Genomic DNA, 18,415 nt, shown 5'->3' on the forward strand with positions numbered 1-18,415 from the left:
CTCATTTTTTACGCTCTGATTTGTCCCTAAACATTAGTGATTTAAAACAAAACGGTTTAACAGCATTAATGCTTTGTTTTATTCCTACATGTTTTGAAATAGCAGGAACAATTATTTTAAGCCCACTATTACTAGGGCTAAGTTATTTACAACAGCAATTTTAGGAACTGTTTTAGCAGCTATTTATCCTACGATTATAGTTTCTAGAATGCTGAATATAATCAAAGAAAAAAAGAAACTAATAGATCAATTACGCAAATGGCGATGTCCGGAACTAGTGTTGATGATATTTTTGTAATTGTCCTTTTTACTTTTTTAATAAAAATTTTTATCCAAGGCGCTTTTGATTGATGAACAATTTCTAGTTTACCAATTTCAATAATCACGAAAGTATTAATAATTTTTCTTTTTGTTTGAGGAATTTCTAAATTATTTAAGCATTTGCAGATATCAAAATTAATAAAGTTTCTTTTAATCTTAGCTTTTGCAGCATTAGCGATTTGAATTGAACACTTAAAAATATCAATAAATAATAAAATAATAACAATTTCATTAGAGGAATTTATTGCTATTATAATTTTTGAAGTTACCATTCATAAAAAGATTATTAGTTAATAGAAGAATTATTGAATAATTATCAAGGACTTTGAACTTTTTTTGAATTATTGTTATTTGTTTTAGTTAGTATGCTTTTAATATTAAAAAAATCCTGAAGTAGGTATAAAAATTGTCGGGTTGATTTTAATATGCTTAATTCTAAGTTCAATAGAAATTATAGTTGCCATCTTATTTTCTAAAATGTCTTGATATGAAAAAATTTTTTTGTAATAGCTTTTTTACCAAAAACCACATTTCAAGTTTACTTAGTAACTATTCCTTTAGCAACTATAGGTTTTGATTCATATGCTGCTAATGTAATTTTAATTGTTGTAATTCTTTCAATAATTATTTGCGCACCAATTGGATCTATAACAATTGATTTAACAAAAAATAAACTTATTATAAAAAATTCATAAAAAATAAAAAACTTGTTTGAATAAACAAGTTTTTTAATAAACAAATGGACCTAATCATTTGTTATGTTTTTGATTAAAAATAAAAATAATAGGAATTTTTATTTGTTGGGCATAAGTTCTTGCCGCACGAAAATCATATTCAAATTGTTCAAATACAATTTTAACTAAATTAGAAATTTCATAATTGTAATATAATTCTATTTTTTCTTTTAATCTATAAGCTACAAGATAATTTATGATAAACATTGATGTAAATATAATGACTAAAATTGCAACAATAAAATTTTTTCACAAAAAGAAAATAAAACTGTTTTGAGCAATTGTATCAATGTTTTTGCTTATACAATAAAAAAATATTAATGATTGAAGTAGATAAAATAAAACTATTAATAGTAAAAGTGTATTGGTTATATATTTAGTTACAAATTTATAATTTTTAATTTTATTATCTTTATTAATTTCTTTAGCTGATATTCAAATACGGGAAATTATATAATCTAATTCATAACCAACAGATTCAAAAATTCTTTTAGATATGATGATTTGTTTTTGCCTTTTTTTTAAGTTTCAAAATAATTTATGAGGTTTTAAATCATCACTAAAAATAATTTCATAATCTTTAAGATTAAACATTAGGCGAAATTCTTCAATTAAAGAATTAAGTGTTTTAGAATCAATAACATCATTATAAGTATTTATTCTTGGAACAAGTCATTTATTATAGTGAGCATTAAAAAACAAATAGGTGATCATGATTCCTATTATTAAACCTGAATCTACTATTCATAATAATATGTTTAAATAAAATTCAATACTCATATTAACCCCTAGATAAATTATAAATAATTTATTTTTTTAAATTATTGCATTATGATAGACGTTTTGAACATCCTCTAAATCATCAAGTTTGTTCAATAATGTTTGTAATTGTGATTTGTGTTCTTCACTTAATTGGACATATGAATCAATAGGAATCATTTTTTGTTCTGATGTTAAATAATTACTCACACCAATTGCATCTAAAGCCTTTTTTACAGCCGCAAATGATTTGAATGGCGCATAAACAATGATTAGTCCATCTTCTTCTACAACATCGTCAACGTCAACTTCATGCATTAACAAACCTTCCAAAACTTCATCAACTGTTTTATTTTCAAATGCAAAAATTGAAGCGTCTTTAAACATAAAAGCTACTTTGCCTTCTGGATTACCATGGTTTTTGTTAATTACTTCTTTAATTGAAGCTGATGCTCTATTAACATTACTTGTTAAAGCATCAATTATAATAGCTGTGTTTCCTGGACCCATTGCTTCATACCTATTTGCTAAATAATTTTCTGCATCTCCGCCAGTGGCTCTCTTTATCGCTCTTTGAATAACATCAACAGGAACTTGATTTTGTTTAGCTTTGTCAATAACTGCTCTCAAAGCTAAATTAGCATTAGGATCTCCGCCTCCCGCTTTAGCTGCCATATAAATTTCTTTGGCAGCTCTTCCGTTTGTTGTTGATTTTTTAGCCGCAGTTTTAGCCATTGATGAAGCTCTAACTTCATGTGCTCTTCCCATATCTTTTCCTTCTTTCAATAAATTTTATTTTTTTAAATCTGGTTGTCTACGATAAATTTCTTTTAAAATAAATTCCATTTTTTCTTCTAAATTATCGTTTTCTGCATCAACAACAAAAAACGGAAAATCGTAAGCATTTTTTTCATAAAAAATTTCATAATTTTTGTTTAATAATTCTCAATAACCGCGATCAACATTTAATTTTTCTCTTCTTCCTCTATTGATAATTCTTTCCATCGCTTTATCGGTTGAGACCTTTAAATAAATTACAATATCAAATTTAACTCTTTCATCAGGAATTTTTAAATTTTCTAAAACTACATTCTCATAAAAATCTTGATAAGTTTGAAAATCAGTATCATTAATGTTTCCTAATTGATGGTTAACTTTCATAAAAATAGGATCTTCTAAAATTGTGCGATCAAAAATAATGTTTTTTAATTGTTGCGCTTGTTTTAATTGCTTTGATCTCGCTGCTAACATGTAAATTTGCATTTTAAAAACTGTTGCTTTTAAGTCTTTGTAATAATCTTCGAAATAAGGATTTTCTTCAACTGGCTCAGGAAAAATTTCATGTCCCAATTTTTTAGATAATTCTTCTGAAACTGATGATTTACCAGCACCTACTGTGCCAAAAACTGCTATGCGCATTATAAGTCTCCTTTACGTTTTGTCGAATTATAAATTCCATAAAATTGTTTGATTTCATGTGGGGTTAAAGAACGATATTCACCAACTTGCAAATCACCTATTTCTAAAAATTCTATTTTGATTCTCTGAAGTTTAGCCAAATCAATTTCTGCTGCTGCTAACATTTTTTTAACATGATGTTTGCGGCCTTCTGCAATCGTTAATTCTACAATTGAAATATTTTTTTCTTTATTGTAATTTAACAATTTTGCATCAATAGCTTTTGTTTGATAATCATCATCTATTAAAACGCCTTTCATCAATTGTGAAACTTGTTTTTTAGTTACATTTCCTCTACATAATGCTTGATAAGTTTTAATAAATTCATATCTAGGATGCATAACAAAGTTTGCAAAATCACCATCGTTGGTCATTAATAACAATCCTGAAACATCATAATCAAGTCTACCAACAGGATAAACTCTTGCTGAAATATCTTTAAAAAAATCAGAAACAGTTTCTCTACCTTTGGGATCTTTCATTGTAGTTAAAACTAATCTAGGTTTGTTAAATAAGAAATAATATTTTTGTGTTTCTGGGATTATTTCTTTACCCGAAATTTCAATTAATGAATTAATATCACATTTATATCCAAGTTCAGTAATTATTTGTCCATCAACACTAACTTTTCCTTCTAACATTAATTTTTCTGCAGCTCTTCTAGAAACAGCACCTCTATTTGCAATTATTTTTTGTAAACGTTCGATTTGTGCCATTATTCTTCTCCAAAAAATACATTTTCACCAAATATATCTTTTCCATTTACTTCGTTTGAATTTCTGTTTTTTTCAACTTCTTCCGCTATTTCTTCATCGCTTATTTTTGGCAATGATTCTTTTCCGCCAACGATATTAAAAAGTTTAAAAAAATTTTCTGTAATTGAATACAAATTGGCTCTATTATTTTCTTCGTCTTTTCCAATACTTCTAATTAATTTTTTATCTTTTAATTTATAGAGTTGATACGAAGAATCAGATTGTCTAATATCGTCAATTCTGGTCTTGGTAATTGGCCCTTTGTAAGCAATTATTGATAAAACTTCTATTGAAGAATTTGAAAGTTTTGATTGTGATTGAACAACTTCTAATTTGGCAAATCATTCATGCAAATCATTTTTTGTTTGCATTCTATATTTGTTAATGCCAAATTTTTGAATTGCTAAAGATGAGGAATCATCATTTTTGTATTTAGCTTCTAAATCAAGAATTCCTGATTTAATTTCTGAAGGTTTACAGTGATCTAGAACAGTTTCTAATTCCATTAAAGAAATTCCTTCATCACCATAAATAAATAAAATTCCTTCAATTATTGCCATTAATTTTTCTTTATTCATTAATTTGCACCTCCAATGCTTTTATTATTTTTTCATCCTCTAGAACTTCTTTTGAAAATTGAATTAACAATGTATTATCTTTTTGTTCAATTTTTGCAACAGAATGTCTCACTAAATCAAGAACTGCTAAAAAAGTTGATATCAAATTCCTTAAATTCATTATTTCTTTAGAAACTAATTCTTCCAATCTTCATTCTTTAAATTTGTTTGACTGCATCTTATTTAAAATCATGTTTGAAATATCTTGTGGTGATAATATTTCTGTAGTGATTGTGTTATAACTTTCTTCTTCGAGCACAAAATTAGGATCAAAATCTCTAATTTCAGCTTGCATCATTAATCTTTTAAAAATTTGAGCAAAATCTTCCATATCCATAGATAATGGATCAAACAAATCTTCAGTTTCGTTATTTTTTTGAATTTTTGCAGAAAATTTTGTTTTAGTTTTATTTTTTGAAAAACTTTTTAAATATTCTTCTTGTTTAGATGCAAAAAAATCTGTAACTGATTTTATTTGATCATATCTTGTTAATTGTTCTAAAAAATTTTCATAAGAATAATCTTCTTCGTAAAATTCTTCTTGTTCTCTAGGTAGTAGCAAATGAGATTTCAATTCAATTAATTGCGCAGCCATCGCAAGGTATTCACTAGCAATTTCAATATCTAAGGCTTTTTGCGAATTTATATATTCGAGGTATTGGTCCGCCAACTCAATTAAGTTAACATCCATTATACTAATTTTTTTTTCTTTAATCATTGTTACCAATAAATCTAAGGGTCCAGAAAAATGGCCAATATTAACTTCTTCTCAATGTTTCACAACAAAACCTCACTTTAAATAATTTTATAATAAAAGCAATGTATAAAGAAACTTAAAACTTACTTTTTAATTAATAAATTATATATTTCATGATCTCTTTTAAAGCTTAAATCTATTTCTAAAATTATACGCATTATTAATATAAAAATTGTTTCTATACTTAAAGAATTAGAAGTTTTCAATTCAGGGTTATTAAAACTATGCTCTAAGGAATTTCTTAATTTTCTAACAAAATGAAAGATAGGAGATTTTTGATAATTTTGTAGTAATAAACTAGTTCTTCTTTCGCATTCTTTGTCTTTAAAAAGTAAATTAGATATTTGAACAAAATCTTGTGTAAATTTATAATTCAAAGATTCAATTTTACGTAAATCAAACTTATTTATTAAATGTACATTAATATAAATAAGTTTATCAAATATAGAATATAGATATTTATACATTGAATTTTGTAAGTGATATCCGTTTTGTTTTTGGGAGAAATGAATTTTATAATCATCGTAAAGTGCTATTCTTTTTGTTTCTTCAATATAAAAAAATAAGATATTCTTAATTTCACTATAAATATAAAAATTAAAAAATTCCGGTCTTTTTTCAAGAAGAAAAGATAAAGAAGTTTTTAAAAAATATAAAAAAGAATGTACTTCAGATATGGAAATATCTGTTTTAGACTCTACATGTATATCAACTTCTTTTCCATTGGATTTAAATTCGTTATTAATTAATGTTTTAGCTATAGATAAATCATTAATTAAAAACTTATCAATTATTTTAGTTAATAAATTTTTTACTTTTAAATTTTCTAGAGGTGTTAAATTATTATTTTTTAAATAACTTGCTATTTCAATTATTTTTTTATTAACTAAATTGAGTTCTTTAGCATTCATGATTTCATCCTTTTAATATAATAATTTTACTATAAAAAAAGAGAGCTTTACGCACTCAATTTTGTTATTAAAAAACCATTTTAGTTAATCTAACTGCAATTGATTCTTCGTCTTTAAACCAAAAATAAATATTGATAATAAATAAAATTATTGATATATACATTAATGCTGAGAAAAGACCAAAAACAAATTGTTCTTTTCTTGATTCAGGGCATCATGTGTTTCAAATTTTTTGACCAAGTGGTTTCATGTTCAAGATTCATAATACAAAGTTAACTATAAATAAAATACTGTTAACGAAAGATGCTAATACTCTGCTTAATTTCATAAATCGCTCCTTCTTAAATGCCTATTTACATTATACTACTTATAATTAAATTAGCAATTTTTGATCATTTCAAAACCTAATTTTTGTCATTTTAAACGTGCTAATATTTCATTTTTAGTTTTTTCAATTCATTCTTCAACCAATTTCTTAGTAATAACGTTTTTTAATTGAGGTTCTTCTTTAAAGTTTTTTGATTCTAAAAATTTTATTTGTTCAGATGTTCAATCAAATAAATTTGCGGCATTATCTTTTTCTTGTTTTGATAAGTTTTTATTGTTAAAATTTTCAGTTACAGAATCTTTAAACTCACCGTTTAATTCTAAATAATAAAATAACTCTTTAAACATAGTTGATTTTAGTTTTTGTTTAAAATCTTCATGTAATTTTTTTGATAAATCATCTTTTAAAATTAACATTGCAAAAAGATCCGATTGAGTAACATGATTTCTTTGATTTGCTAAAGCTATTATTTTAATTATACGAACATATTCATTTAAATTTTGAGCAATTTCATCATGATTTTTGGCTAACAACCTCAAAAAATCATAAGCTACTTTATCAGAGATTTTATTAATTTCTTCTTCCTGAAAAGTAACTATTAAAGAATTAATATTATTTTCTAATTTTGTTTGAAATGTATTTTTAATTTGCATACTATAACTCCATTTTTCTTTTTATTTTATTCAAAATAAAATTTCTTTCAACGTTTTTAACTTTAATGACAATTTCACCGTATTTTTTATATTCACCCAAGAAAGCATCACCAAAGAAAATTACTCAGAATAAATATCCCATTGAAAATGCAAAAATTATAGAAAATAAAATCGAAATAACACTATTGGCATCATTCAATAAAGTTTGGTGTTCTAAATTATTTAAAACATCTTGAATTGTTTTAAATTTAGTAAAAAAACCAATATTTAAATTTTTCAAAACTAGAATAATTGTTTCAAAAATAAACGGTCCTGCAAGAATTGCTGTACCAACAATTCCTGTTATTGGAATTGATTTAACTCTGTAAAGTCACATCATTGACATTCCATATAAAATATACAAACACTGTGTAAAACATAAACCCAAAAAGAAGTTAGCAATAACAAAAACAAACGGGTTGTGAACGAAAGCAAGAATTAAAGATAATAACGAAGTCAAAATAATAGAAATTATCATAATGTGCTTTGGACCAATTTTTTTGTAAACAAAATTATATATTAAATAACCCACTAAAAATTGGGGAACTATATATCATTCTTTATAAATTCTAATAATTTGATATATTTGATCTTTTGAAAAATGCATTTCTTTTAAAACTGCCGCTAAATATAAATCAATAAAAGATGCTTGAGTTAGTGAAAAAATTAGTCCTAGCGAAAATACGGTTATCAACAATATAATTAAAGTTTTTTTACTATAAGTTATAAATTGATTTTTTACTTCTAATTCAAACTCACCTATAAAATATTTATTTTCTTTAACAAATAAATTTAAAATTAATGAAACCAAAGATAAGAATATACATATTGAACCAGTAATATTAATATTAATTTTTTCTGTTCAAAAATTAGAATTTTGAAATGCCAAATTTAAAGAAAGCATTCAACCCCCGATGAAAGTGCCTAATGATGTTAAGGCCCCGATTTTAACAGCTGTTTTTAAAGGAAAAAAACGATAATATGCTTGTTCATTAAAAATTAGTAAAAAAAGTAACTGCGAAGACAAAGAGAAACCCACAAGGATTCCACATACAATTGTTATAAAAATTTGTTGTGAAGAATCATTAAAAATCATAATTAAAATCAATGAAATTATAGTCGATGCCATTGCTGCTCAAATTCAAATTCGACGCGATTTAATTTTGCTAGTAATTTTTGTTGCCAAAGGTTTAAAAATCATTGCAAAAAAAGTAGAAGCTCCAAAAATACCCAAAATAGTTAATCAAGTACTTGAATTTGTTTCTATAAAACCTAGTTGCATTGTTGAAGTTTTTATAACAAAGCCATTAGCAATTCAGATCAATAAGGTACTTATATAAAATAAAATTCATGTGCGTTCATTTTTTTCTTTTTTTGCCATTATTCAAATCAAAAAAATACCAAAAATGATAAATAATGGATCTAATAAAAATAAATCTCAATTAAATTTCATATTTTGCTATTTCCCTTCTTTAAAATTACATTGTTTTTAATGGCGAAATTCCAATTAAATTAAAAGCATTTTCTAGAACTTGTAAAATAGATTGCACTAAAGATAAGCGAAATGCAGATAGTTGGACATTTTGTTCATCCACAATTTTTGTATCTGAGTAATAAGAGTGAAATTGTTTAACTAAAGATTGAATGTAATCACAAATTAATTGGGGTGCTCTATTTTTAGAAGCAGATTTAATAGTTTCACCAAAACTGTCAATATTTATTAAAATATTACGCTCTTTTTCATTTATATCAAAATATTTTTCAGCACTTGGCGTAATAGATTTTTCCTTAGCTTGCTTCAAAATAGAATTACATCTAGCTGTTGCGTATTGAGCATAATAAACAGGATTTGACGAATTTCTTTGTTGCAATAAATCTAAATCTAAATCCATGTGTGAACTCGATGTTTTTGAAGCTAGCATATATCTTAATGAATCTTTTCCAACCATTTCTTGTAAATCGCTCAATCAAACAGCTGTGCCTTTACGTTTAGACATTTTGTATTCTTGACCGTCTTTAATTAAACGAACCATTTGAACCATTTCAATTTCAACTAATTCTGGGTCATTACCTAATAATGCCAACCCAGCTCTTAAACGAGCTATGTAACCATGATGGTCTCCACCTCAAATATTAATTAATTTATCAGCTTTACTTCTTTGAATTCTAATGTGATGACAAGCTAAATCAGGAACTATGTATGTTAATGTTTTATCAGATTTAATTAAAACGCGATCTTTATCATCGCCAAATTGAGTGGTTTTCAATCATAATGCGCCATCTTTTTCATATGTAGCATTTAATTTTTTGTAAAGTTCTAAAAGTTCTTCAATTTTGTGTTCATCATACATTGCTTGTTCACTTGAATAATATTCAATTTCAACACCAAAATCTTTTAATTGTTGTTTAATTATTTTTAAAAAATATTGTGTAGACTTAGCTCTAAATATTTCATGAACATTTTTATCATTAATTAAATTTTCATTAAAAGATATTTCTCTAAATTTATCACCATATTCATCAACAAAAATTTGAGCGATATCTCCATACATATCTCCACCATAAGTATTTTTGGGTAATTGTGCATTTACACCTAAAATTTTTAAATATCAAACAAAAACAGTTACAGCCAAGACATTAATTTGATTACCTGCATCATTTGTATAGTATTCGGTTTGAACATCATAACCATCTTTCTTGAAAATGTTTTTCAATGTGTCTCCAATAACTGCATTTCTTGCATGACCAACATGCAATCAACCTGTTGGATTAGCAGACACTAGCTCCACATTAATTGTCTTATTTTTTTTCTCATTATTTCCAAAATTATTTTTTTCTTCAAGCACACCCTTAATAACATCGGTAACAATTTCAGATTTAAGAGTAACATTGATAAAACCAGGACCAGCAATTTCTACAAATTCATAATTATTAGTTTTTTGCAATTTTAAAATTATTTCTTCTGCAATAGATTTTGGTGATTTTTGTAAAATTTTAGCATTCACAAGAGCAATAGTTGTTGAAAAATCGCCTTTAAAATTTGTTTTGTTAATTTCAACTATTGGTTCTGTTTTTAAATTCATTTGATTTGCAATTTCTTGCAAATCTTTTTTGAAAATATTGACGACTGATTTCATATATAACCTCTTATCTATGTTTATAATTATAATTCAAAAATACACAAATTAAAAACGAACCATTCAATACGGTTCGTTTTTAAAGATTAATTTAATGTTGACACTGATGTAGTTTCAACCTGCATGCTGTTAATAATATTTTGAGTGTTATTATTATTAAATTCTATTTGTTTTAAGATTAAATCATGCATTTCAATTAGGTAGATTATTAGATAGATTAAAAAGATAAGACCAAAAACAGGAATTCCAATTATAAAAATAACATTGGCTACAAAATCTACTTTTAAGCCGATCAAATTAGTTGTTCAAACACTAATGTCTATAAGAACAGGTCTATTTTGGAAATGAATAAAATCAAGAGTTATTCCGTCACCGTTAAATTGTGCATTTGCTAATTTCATTACAAATGCAATCAAAACTAAATTTATAAGCATTATTGTAAATAGATATAAAAAGAAATTTAACTTTTTTTTCTTCTTTACAAATGCAGAATTTTTATTTAAATGAATTTTATTAATAGTTTTTTTGTCAATTTCAACATTATCATTTGCAAAAATCAATTTAGAATTAGAAGCTGTTAACACCTCTACATTTTCTTCGTTATTGTTTAAATAAATTTTCTTAACAATTTTGTTAGTTTTTTGTTTATTAGATTGATCATAGACAATTTCTTCAACTACAGGTTTTGTTTCATAATTTTCATTTACAAAACTTGTGATTTTTTTAATTAAAGAACCATTTGATTTTGGTTGTTTTGGTTTGACTTCTTTTATCAAAATTGGTTGTACAATAACTTTGCTTTGAACTTTTTTTGCTGCTGTTGATTTAATTTCTTTTGGTTTATTAGAAGTTTTATTATTGATAGCTGTCTTTTTTACGGCTGTCTTTTTAGTCACTGGTTTAGAAGAAATTGTATTTTTCGATGATTTTGCAACTACTTTTTTATTCATTACTTTCTTTTCTCCTTTTGCAACCATATGTAATGGCTCTTCTAACAAGTTAACTCTGTAGGGATAAGCTCTTAATTCATTATTTTGTTTAATTCTTTTGGTTTTGTTAATTTTATTAGCTGTTTGTAAAACATTTTTAGGAACTGCAATATTAGTATTTTTTTTCATCTTTACCTCACTTATTTCACTTAACAACTAAATAGTCATTAATTCTTTTTCTTTTGCTTTTGCTAAATCATCAAGCTCCTTTGTATATTTGTCTGTTAGTGTTTGAATTTGTTTCTCAACATCTTTTACAAGATCTTCAGAAATATCTTTATTTTTTTTAGCACTGTCAATAGCATTGCGTCTTTCGTTTCTAATTCTGATTTTAAAAACTTCTAACTCTTTGTTTACTTTTTTTGCTAATTCTTTTCTAATTTCTTGTGTTAATGGGGGAATATTAATTCTAATAATTTCTGCATCAGCAATTGGGTTTAAACCTAATCCCGCTTTATTTATGCCTCCAACAATTTCGCTTATTTGTGATCTATCATATGGTTTGATAGTTATCAACTGTGGTTCTGGAGTGTTGATTTGTGATGTTTGACTAATTGGCGTTGGTGTTCCATAGAAGTTAACCATAACTTTATCCAAAATCGAAACGTTAGCTCTCCCTGTTCTAATTGTTGTTGCATATTCTTTTCAAGCATTTATCGTTTTTTTCATATCAGATTCTGTTAGTTGTAAAATTTGCTCTATCATCTTAAAGTATCCTTTTCTAAATTATTCTATTATTGTCGAATTTAACTTTCCATTCATTACTTTAACAATATTGTTTTCGCCTTGCATATCAAAAACTTCAATTTTCATTTTGCCATCTCTTGCTAAAGTAACAGCGGTTTGATCCATCACCTGTAAATTCTTTTTAGTCATTTCTAAATATGATATATGTTCAATCATTTTTGCATGAGGATTTATTTTTGGGTCCGAATCATAAACTCCTGCAACACCATTTTTAGCCATTAACAAGACATCTGCGCCAATTTCTATAGCTCTAATAGTAGCTCCAGTGTCTGTTGTGAAATGAGCATATCCAGTTCCACCTGTAAAAATTAAAATATAACCTTCATCTAATTTGTTTCTTGCTTCTTTAAAACTATAAGATTTTGTTACAGTACGAATTTCTAAAGCTGAATAAACAATTACTTTTTTATAATCTAATCTTTGAAGAGTTGCTTCTAAAGCTAAACCATTCATAACGGTTGCCATCATACCCATATAATCAGCATTAATCTGAGGTAATTCTAATGTGGAGGCCAACTTACCTCTTCAAATATTTCCGCCCCCAACAACAATTCCTAATCGTGCACCTTGAGTTGACAACTCAATAATTTGTTTTGCAACATTTTCTAATAAATCTTTTGAATAGATATCTTCTTCAGACCTCAAAGCTTCACCACTCAATTTTAATAATGCAGTTTTGTATTTTAAACCCATAAAACTCCTTTAATACTTATTCAAATTATAACTTAAAACATAATTATTATATAAATTTAGAAAGTAAACAAAAGTTTGGGGGCATAAAAAATTGGAAATGTCCAAATTTTTTATTTGTTAATTAACTTAGATATAAGTGTAGTCTATTTTTGTATACATGCAAAATACTCTTGATAATCTAATTTAATATTTCTGTTAAATTGAGTTTTTGCTATATATCTATATCTTATATATTTATATTAATTTTTAATTTATGTTACTTAAAATATTATGTTTAAAAAATAATTTTTTAAACATTTACAAAATCTGGCATTTCTAATAATTTTATTTGACTTATAAAAAATGAGAATGAGAATGATTAATAAATGCTTAACAAAATAACGCATCTTTTAAAAAAATAAATCTGGTATTATTATTGGTATTTTTAAAAAAATAAAAATTATTAAAAAATTTAAAAATCTTTTTTTATTGAATAAAAAATGAATAAAATGTCTTGCAAAATTTTAAACTAATTTGTAGTTCAAAATTTTGCAAGACATTCATTTAAAAGTGTTACACTTTCAGTTTTTAATTTGTGAAGTTTTAATTTGTATTTTTAAGTATATATTTTTACTGGTTCTTATTTTTCTTAAATTATTTTCTATTACTAAAAAAAGAACATTTTCATTTTAATCTTCTTTTAATTCAATTTTTTTTGGTAATTTTTTAGAAACTTTCTTTTTTCTTACTATAGGCTTTTTTTTGTTTATTTTAACTTCATTTGCTTTATCAACATTTTTAGCTGGCTTTTTTTTGTTTATTTCAGCTTTATTTACGTTATCAACATTTTTAGCTGGCTTTTTTTTGTTGAATTGGACATCATCATTATTTTTTATAATTTCGCTTGTTTCTTTTGCGGAAAGATCTTGAAAATTAAGCTTTTGATATTCAACTTTTTTTAATTTATCACCTATTTTTTTCATAAAAAGAATTAATTCTTTTTTAGTCATTTCATCTAAAACGACATCTTCAACATCTATGTTGTTTAAAATAGCATAGTTTTTAATTTTATAAGCATTTTTAACTAATTCACTTAAATTTTCTTTGATTAAAATTGAACCATCTGATTTTGCTCTTTGTTGCAAGAAAGTCAACTCGTTATCACTTTCATCATTAATTTCTTCAAAAAATGTTTTGTCTTCTTCTTGATAAGGATAAATATCAGCATCAGGATTTTCAATTTCTAAAACATCAGGATTAATATTTGTATTTTCGGATGCTTGTGCTTGTTTTAATGTTATTTTTTGTTTGAACTTAATAACTAGAACAATTCAAGTAAGTACTAAAATAGGCAAAACAATTAACAAAATAATATTGGCTATGTAATCAATTATGTTGGACAAATTCAAGTTTGTTGGAGGAGTTATTCCAATAGTTTTAAATGCTTCTAAAATACTTCATTTATTTACGATTGCATTTACAATTTTTATTAAAAAGAATGCAACTATTATTGCTACTACAGCACATATTAAACCAATTTTTACTTTATTAATTTTTGCTTTTTTTAACACTTCTTTTTTGTTGTTTGTTTTTTGTTGTTTTTCCATTAGTATCCTTTCTTAATATAAAAACCCTTCTTTACATAAAAGAAAGGTTTAAGTTCAAGTTATTTTTAACTTTTTATTATAAATTTATTCGATTTATAATATCTTCTAAATCATTAATTAATTTGTTTAATTGTGAGTTGATCATTTCTGCATCTGATATAGAAACTCTAAATTCACCTAATTTAAATAAATTTTTATTATTACTAATTTCAAGCATTAAATTTTTGTTTAATTGCTTTTTAAATTTAATTAAATCTTCTAAATTAGATTCTACATCATGACCACTAAAAAATTTTTTAATTTGTTCTGTCATAATTTTTTACCTTTCTATTTTAATCAACTACAGTAATTTGTTGAAGTAAAACATTCAATGTTCTATTTGCAGCTGTATATAAGTCGTCGTTGCCTTTTGTTAAAAACACTACATAATAACTTGTGTTTTGCGTATTTTTAATTGTTGATCTAGTCATTGCCTGACTTGAATCAACAAAACCACTTAATGATTTTGTTTGCCCTAAAACGCTTTCAAGATTTTCATTTAAGTTATCTTGATTTTTATCGAAGAATAAAACTTCATCAACTTTAAATAAACTTTCGCTTGTAGTAGAACCATAGTTAAATGAAGTTGAGTTTCTAAAATACTCACTATTTATAAATTTATTTATTTTCTCGTCTTTATCATCGCCTGTAAAAATAGCTAAGCTTTCTACAAATGCTTTTTGTTGCTCTTTTATAGTTTCTACATTTCAATCTTGAGTAATTTTTTTATTAGATAAATAATTTTTTTGAACTTTTGAAGTATTATTATTTGCACTGAATTGAATAAATTGTGGTTCAATGTGTTTATTATTGTTGTTTTCAGTTAAAACATACCATTGTAAAGCTTTAGATTGAATTTTTAAAATTTCAACACTCGTTTTAATTTCATTAAGTTTTTGTTCAATTATTTCTTGTGAAAATTCATATCCACTCTCTGCTTTTAAAATAACACTTACTTCATTTGTTCAATAAATAGAGTTCATATTTGCTGTTGAATCACTAATTTGTAAATTAGAAATGGTATCAATTAAAATTGCTTTATTTCCTAAGACGTTTTGTTGTTGAGTCAAAAGTTGATTTTTAAAATCATTAAAATCATTAAAATTTCTGTCTTTTATTCATTTGTTTATTGCTTCTTTACTTTCCGTTAGAACATCGTTTTCAATAATAATAGGATCAACAATTGTTCCAGTGCATGAGAATGTTTTATCTTCATCAGTAACATCTGAATTAAATTCATAATAGTCAGAGTCATTATTTTTAATGCCAATCATTCCTGTTATTTTAAAGTATGTAAATTGTGGTTCCAATGCTTTATTCGCTTTTAATATTTCAACTTTAATTTTGTTAAAAGCAACCCCTTCTGCAGGTGTGCCTGGAATTTTAGCATTTGCAACAAATGTATTTCTAACAACACTTTCACTTTTGTAATAAATTGTATCTAAAAAGTTTTGCAAACCTGCAACAGTAGTTTCTAATTCTTGTTTAGTAATTTTTTTCTTTGGAGCAGGTTTATTTCCGCCAAAATTATAAATTAATGTAATACTGCCAGAATATTTATAGTTATTTTTAGAATTACCATTACCGATAAGCTCAATACTTTGTTGTTTGTTAGTTGTTACACCTTCTTCAATTACATCACTAGCATTAACGGTTATTCCACCCGTAACATCAATTTTTTGATTAACAAGTTCTATTTCTAATGCTTCGTTAGTTCAAGGGTTTTGATCATCTTTTTTACTATGTATAATGGCATTTAAAAATCTTTCAACTGATTCAATGTTTTGTTTTTCAACTACTTTATCACCACATGAGATAACAACGGTTGATGCTGAACTTGTAACAATTAAACTTGACAACACTAATAGCAATTTTTTCATTTAATTAAATTTTTCCTATTAATGTATATGTACCACTAGAAACTCAAGAAAATTGATCTCTTACAAAGTTGATTTTTAATAAGTTAGTAGTAATACCAAAACCTAGATTGTGATTACCACCATTAGCTCGGAAAGTAAGTCCTTTTGATAATTTATCTCCACCAGGACCAGTATAATCATCTGAAACAATTGCCGCCTGAACAGTTTTAGTTTTATTTTGTATTATTCTAAAAGTATCAATTCCTTTCATTTTAGAAATTAAATGTTCTTCTTTAATTTGACGTGCTTCAACTGTACTTTCTAAACTATAAGCATTACTATATTCTTGATTTGTCTTTGAATTAAATGGATTATCATTTTCTTCTAAATTTGTTCAATAATCTCAAATATTAAAATCTTTGCCATCTTGAGTTTTAACACCAGTTGCTCCGCTCATTAAAAATTTCATTCGGCTTTGTCCGCTGGATGCTGATTCGTTTAATCAAACATCGCTTTCTTTAATTCCATAAAATTCATGAAAAGCTTTTAACATTTCTTCAATTCCATTATAATAAGCAGCAAAAATTGATGAATTTTCTGCATCAGTTGTTTCTGCTGTAGCAGTTTTGTCATTATCCATTGAAATTGAATAAGTAAATGATATATCACTTAGTCTTTGACTATAACCATTAGCTAATGAAAATTGTAAGCCTTTAATTTGTAATTGTTCATTTGTAACTGATAACTTCAATAAGTTAGGTACTTTTTCATTTTGTTCAATTTCTATGCCATTTGTCTTTTCAAGGTAGTCAGTTTCAAAACTTTTTCCATATTCATCTACAGTTTTTGTTCAAGAATTTAATAAATCGTCATACAATTTTTTATCTCCACTTTTTCTTTGACCCTCTAATGTTATTTGAGAATCGGCTTTAATTTTTCCGAAATAAGTATTCCATGCTGTTCAATCAGTAGCTGCATCAAATGTAGGAATCTGAATCATACCCATTTTATTTATATTATTATTATCTCTAATCATTTCAGAATCATAATAACTTACAGTAACAGCATTTAATAATGCAGATTCAGTATTTGTGAAATACTTAGTTTTAATTGTTTTTGTTAAATCCTGAGCAAAAGCTTGATTAAATCCTTCCACTGCTTTTTTATATGTATTAGTTGATGCCGATAATAAGTCCTGAGTTGTTAAATTAGTGTCATATGTTTTAAGATCATTATAATCTACTCATAATTTTTCATTTCCTTCTTTTAACATTTCACCAGCTAGCTTTGTTTGCACTGAGTCAATTGCAACTACTATATCTTTATCATCAGATATAGTTACTACTATGTCACCAGTTAATGTTTTACTGATTGTTTGGTTTTCAGCATCTAAATATTTGTATTTAGAAGAATAACCTAATCTAATGTTAGAAACAAAACTTTCACCTTCTAGTGCTGAATATTGCAATTCAGAATTTGCATAATTAAATGTTAAATCATCAATTCATTTTGAACCGAATGTACCAATTATCACTTGGTAAGTTGAAGCAGAGATTGAATTTTTTAAATTAGCCATTGCTTTTGTTGGACTTAGTAATGATTCAACATTACCTTTCAAGGCCTTTTGTTGATCTTCGGTTAAAATATCATAAAATGGAACTGGTGGAAACTCTCCATCACTGCGTGTTGTAACCTCGGGTGTAGTTCCATTACTAGCATTTTTATAAATTTCACTTAAATTATCTTTTTGAAAAAAAGTAAACCCATTAGTTGCAGCTTCTGTATCTAATAAGGTACTTCTTGACACCATTGGTGTTTGAACAATGCTGGTAAATTTAGATTTTACTTCACTTTCAAGTTTTTTAATTAATTCTCTAATTTCATCTTTTCCTTGATCTGGATTTGTTGGATTCTCATCACCACCCTTATCACCACATGAAATTACTGTTGCTCCGGCTGTTGCTGTTAATCCAACAACACCTAATATTGATAATAATTTTTTCATATTTCTTCCTTCTATAAATTTTGATTTT

20 protein-coding genes are annotated in these 18,415 nt (G+C 25.6%); all 20 read right to left on the minus strand.

Annotated elements, in window-relative coordinates; all coding sequences use genetic code 4:
- Positions 1-203: 203 nt before the first annotated feature.
- Positions 204-593, minus strand: coding sequence for a hypothetical protein (locus ESOMN_RS02400; protein ID WP_100608760.1), 390 nt, complete (start codon positions 591-593; stop codon positions 204-206).
- 266 nt (positions 594-859) lie between these two features.
- Positions 860-1,060 carry a hypothetical protein gene (locus ESOMN_RS02405; RefSeq protein ID WP_024863368.1) on the minus strand — a complete coding sequence of 67 codons (201 nt, stop codon included), beginning with the start codon at positions 1,058-1,060 and terminating at the stop codon, positions 860-862.
- Positions 1,050-1,835: a hypothetical protein gene (locus tag ESOMN_RS02410; RefSeq protein WP_034942336.1), complete on the minus strand. Its 786-nt coding sequence runs from the start codon at positions 1,833-1,835 to the stop codon at positions 1,050-1,052. The genes ESOMN_RS02405 and ESOMN_RS02410 overlap by 11 nt, the downstream gene beginning before the upstream one ends.
- Positions 1,836-1,871: 36 nt before the next feature.
- Positions 1,872-2,582 (minus strand): YebC/PmpR family DNA-binding transcriptional regulator, encoded by a 711-nt coding sequence (locus tag ESOMN_RS02415; RefSeq protein ID WP_024863370.1) that lies wholly within the window; start codon positions 2,580-2,582, stop codon positions 1,872-1,874.
- Between the two features lie 24 nt (positions 2,583-2,606).
- Complete coding sequence (locus ESOMN_RS02420; RefSeq protein WP_024863371.1) at positions 2,607-3,233, minus strand: deoxynucleoside kinase; 627 nt, start codon at positions 3,231-3,233, stop codon at positions 2,607-2,609.
- Entirely contained in the window at positions 3,233-3,988 is a 756-nt protein-coding gene (locus ESOMN_RS02425; RefSeq protein WP_034942340.1) for a pseudouridine synthase, read from the minus strand. The genes ESOMN_RS02420 and ESOMN_RS02425 overlap by 1 nt, the downstream gene beginning before the upstream one ends.
- Positions 3,988-4,605 (minus strand): SMC-Scp complex subunit ScpB, encoded by a 618-nt coding sequence (scpB, locus tag ESOMN_RS02430; RefSeq protein WP_024863373.1) that lies wholly within the window; start codon positions 4,603-4,605, stop codon positions 3,988-3,990. Before scpB ends, ESOMN_RS02425 begins: the two co-directional genes overlap by 1 nt.
- A complete protein-coding gene (locus tag ESOMN_RS02435) occupies positions 4,598-5,425 on the minus strand; it encodes a segregation and condensation protein A (protein WP_024863374.1) in 828 nt (275 codons plus the stop codon). The genes scpB and ESOMN_RS02435 overlap by 8 nt, the downstream gene beginning before the upstream one ends.
- A gap of 59 nt (positions 5,426-5,484) precedes the next feature.
- Positions 5,485-6,312, minus strand: a complete 828-nt coding sequence (locus ESOMN_RS02440; RefSeq protein ID WP_024863375.1) for a hypothetical protein — start codon at positions 6,310-6,312, stop codon at positions 5,485-5,487.
- A gap of 67 nt (positions 6,313-6,379) precedes the next feature.
- Positions 6,380-6,640, minus strand: coding sequence for a hypothetical protein (locus ESOMN_RS02445; RefSeq protein ID WP_024863376.1), 261 nt, complete (start codon positions 6,638-6,640; stop codon positions 6,380-6,382).
- A 50-nt stretch (positions 6,641-6,690) separates the two neighbouring features.
- Positions 6,691-7,293: a hypothetical protein gene (locus ESOMN_RS02450; RefSeq protein ID WP_024863377.1), complete on the minus strand. Its 603-nt coding sequence runs from the start codon at positions 7,291-7,293 to the stop codon at positions 6,691-6,693.
- A 1-nt stretch (position 7,294) separates the two neighbouring features.
- Positions 7,295-8,785, minus strand: a complete 1,491-nt coding sequence (locus ESOMN_RS02455; RefSeq protein WP_024863378.1) for an MFS cation transporter — start codon at positions 8,783-8,785, stop codon at positions 7,295-7,297.
- A gap of 25 nt (positions 8,786-8,810) precedes the next feature.
- Entirely contained in the window at positions 8,811-10,469 is a 1,659-nt protein-coding gene (argS, locus tag ESOMN_RS02460) for an arginine--tRNA ligase (RefSeq protein WP_024863379.1), read from the minus strand.
- 86 nt (positions 10,470-10,555) lie between these two features.
- Positions 10,556-11,587, minus strand: a complete 1,032-nt coding sequence (locus tag ESOMN_RS02465; protein WP_024863380.1) for a hypothetical protein — start codon at positions 11,585-11,587, stop codon at positions 10,556-10,558.
- A 27-nt stretch (positions 11,588-11,614) separates the two neighbouring features.
- A complete protein-coding gene (gene frr / locus ESOMN_RS02470) occupies positions 11,615-12,163 on the minus strand; it encodes a ribosome recycling factor (RefSeq protein ID WP_024863381.1) in 549 nt (182 codons plus the stop codon).
- A 21-nt stretch (positions 12,164-12,184) separates the two neighbouring features.
- Positions 12,185-12,898 (minus strand): UMP kinase, encoded by a 714-nt coding sequence (gene pyrH / locus ESOMN_RS02475; RefSeq protein ID WP_024863382.1) that lies wholly within the window; start codon positions 12,896-12,898, stop codon positions 12,185-12,187.
- Positions 12,899-13,566: 668 nt separating this feature from the next.
- Positions 13,567-14,484: a hypothetical protein gene (locus tag ESOMN_RS02480; protein WP_024863383.1), complete on the minus strand. Its 918-nt coding sequence runs from the start codon at positions 14,482-14,484 to the stop codon at positions 13,567-13,569.
- Positions 14,485-14,560: 76 nt separating this feature from the next.
- Positions 14,561-14,797: a hypothetical protein gene (locus ESOMN_RS02485; protein ID WP_024863384.1), complete on the minus strand. Its 237-nt coding sequence runs from the start codon at positions 14,795-14,797 to the stop codon at positions 14,561-14,563.
- Between the two features lie 19 nt (positions 14,798-14,816).
- On the minus strand, positions 14,817-16,403 hold the full coding sequence (locus tag ESOMN_RS02490; RefSeq protein ID WP_024863385.1) for a hypothetical protein: 1,587 nt from the start codon (positions 16,401-16,403) through the stop codon (positions 14,817-14,819).
- Between the two features lie 4 nt (positions 16,404-16,407).
- A complete protein-coding gene (locus ESOMN_RS03850; RefSeq protein ID WP_024863386.1) occupies positions 16,408-18,387 on the minus strand; it encodes a lipoprotein in 1,980 nt (659 codons plus the stop codon).
- Positions 18,388-18,415 lie beyond the last annotated feature (28 nt).

The sequence above is a fragment of the Williamsoniiplasma somnilux genome (genome assembly GCF_002804005.1).
Taxonomy (GTDB): domain Bacteria; phylum Bacillota_I; class Bacilli_A; order Mycoplasmatales; family Mycoplasmataceae; genus Williamsoniiplasma; species Williamsoniiplasma somnilux.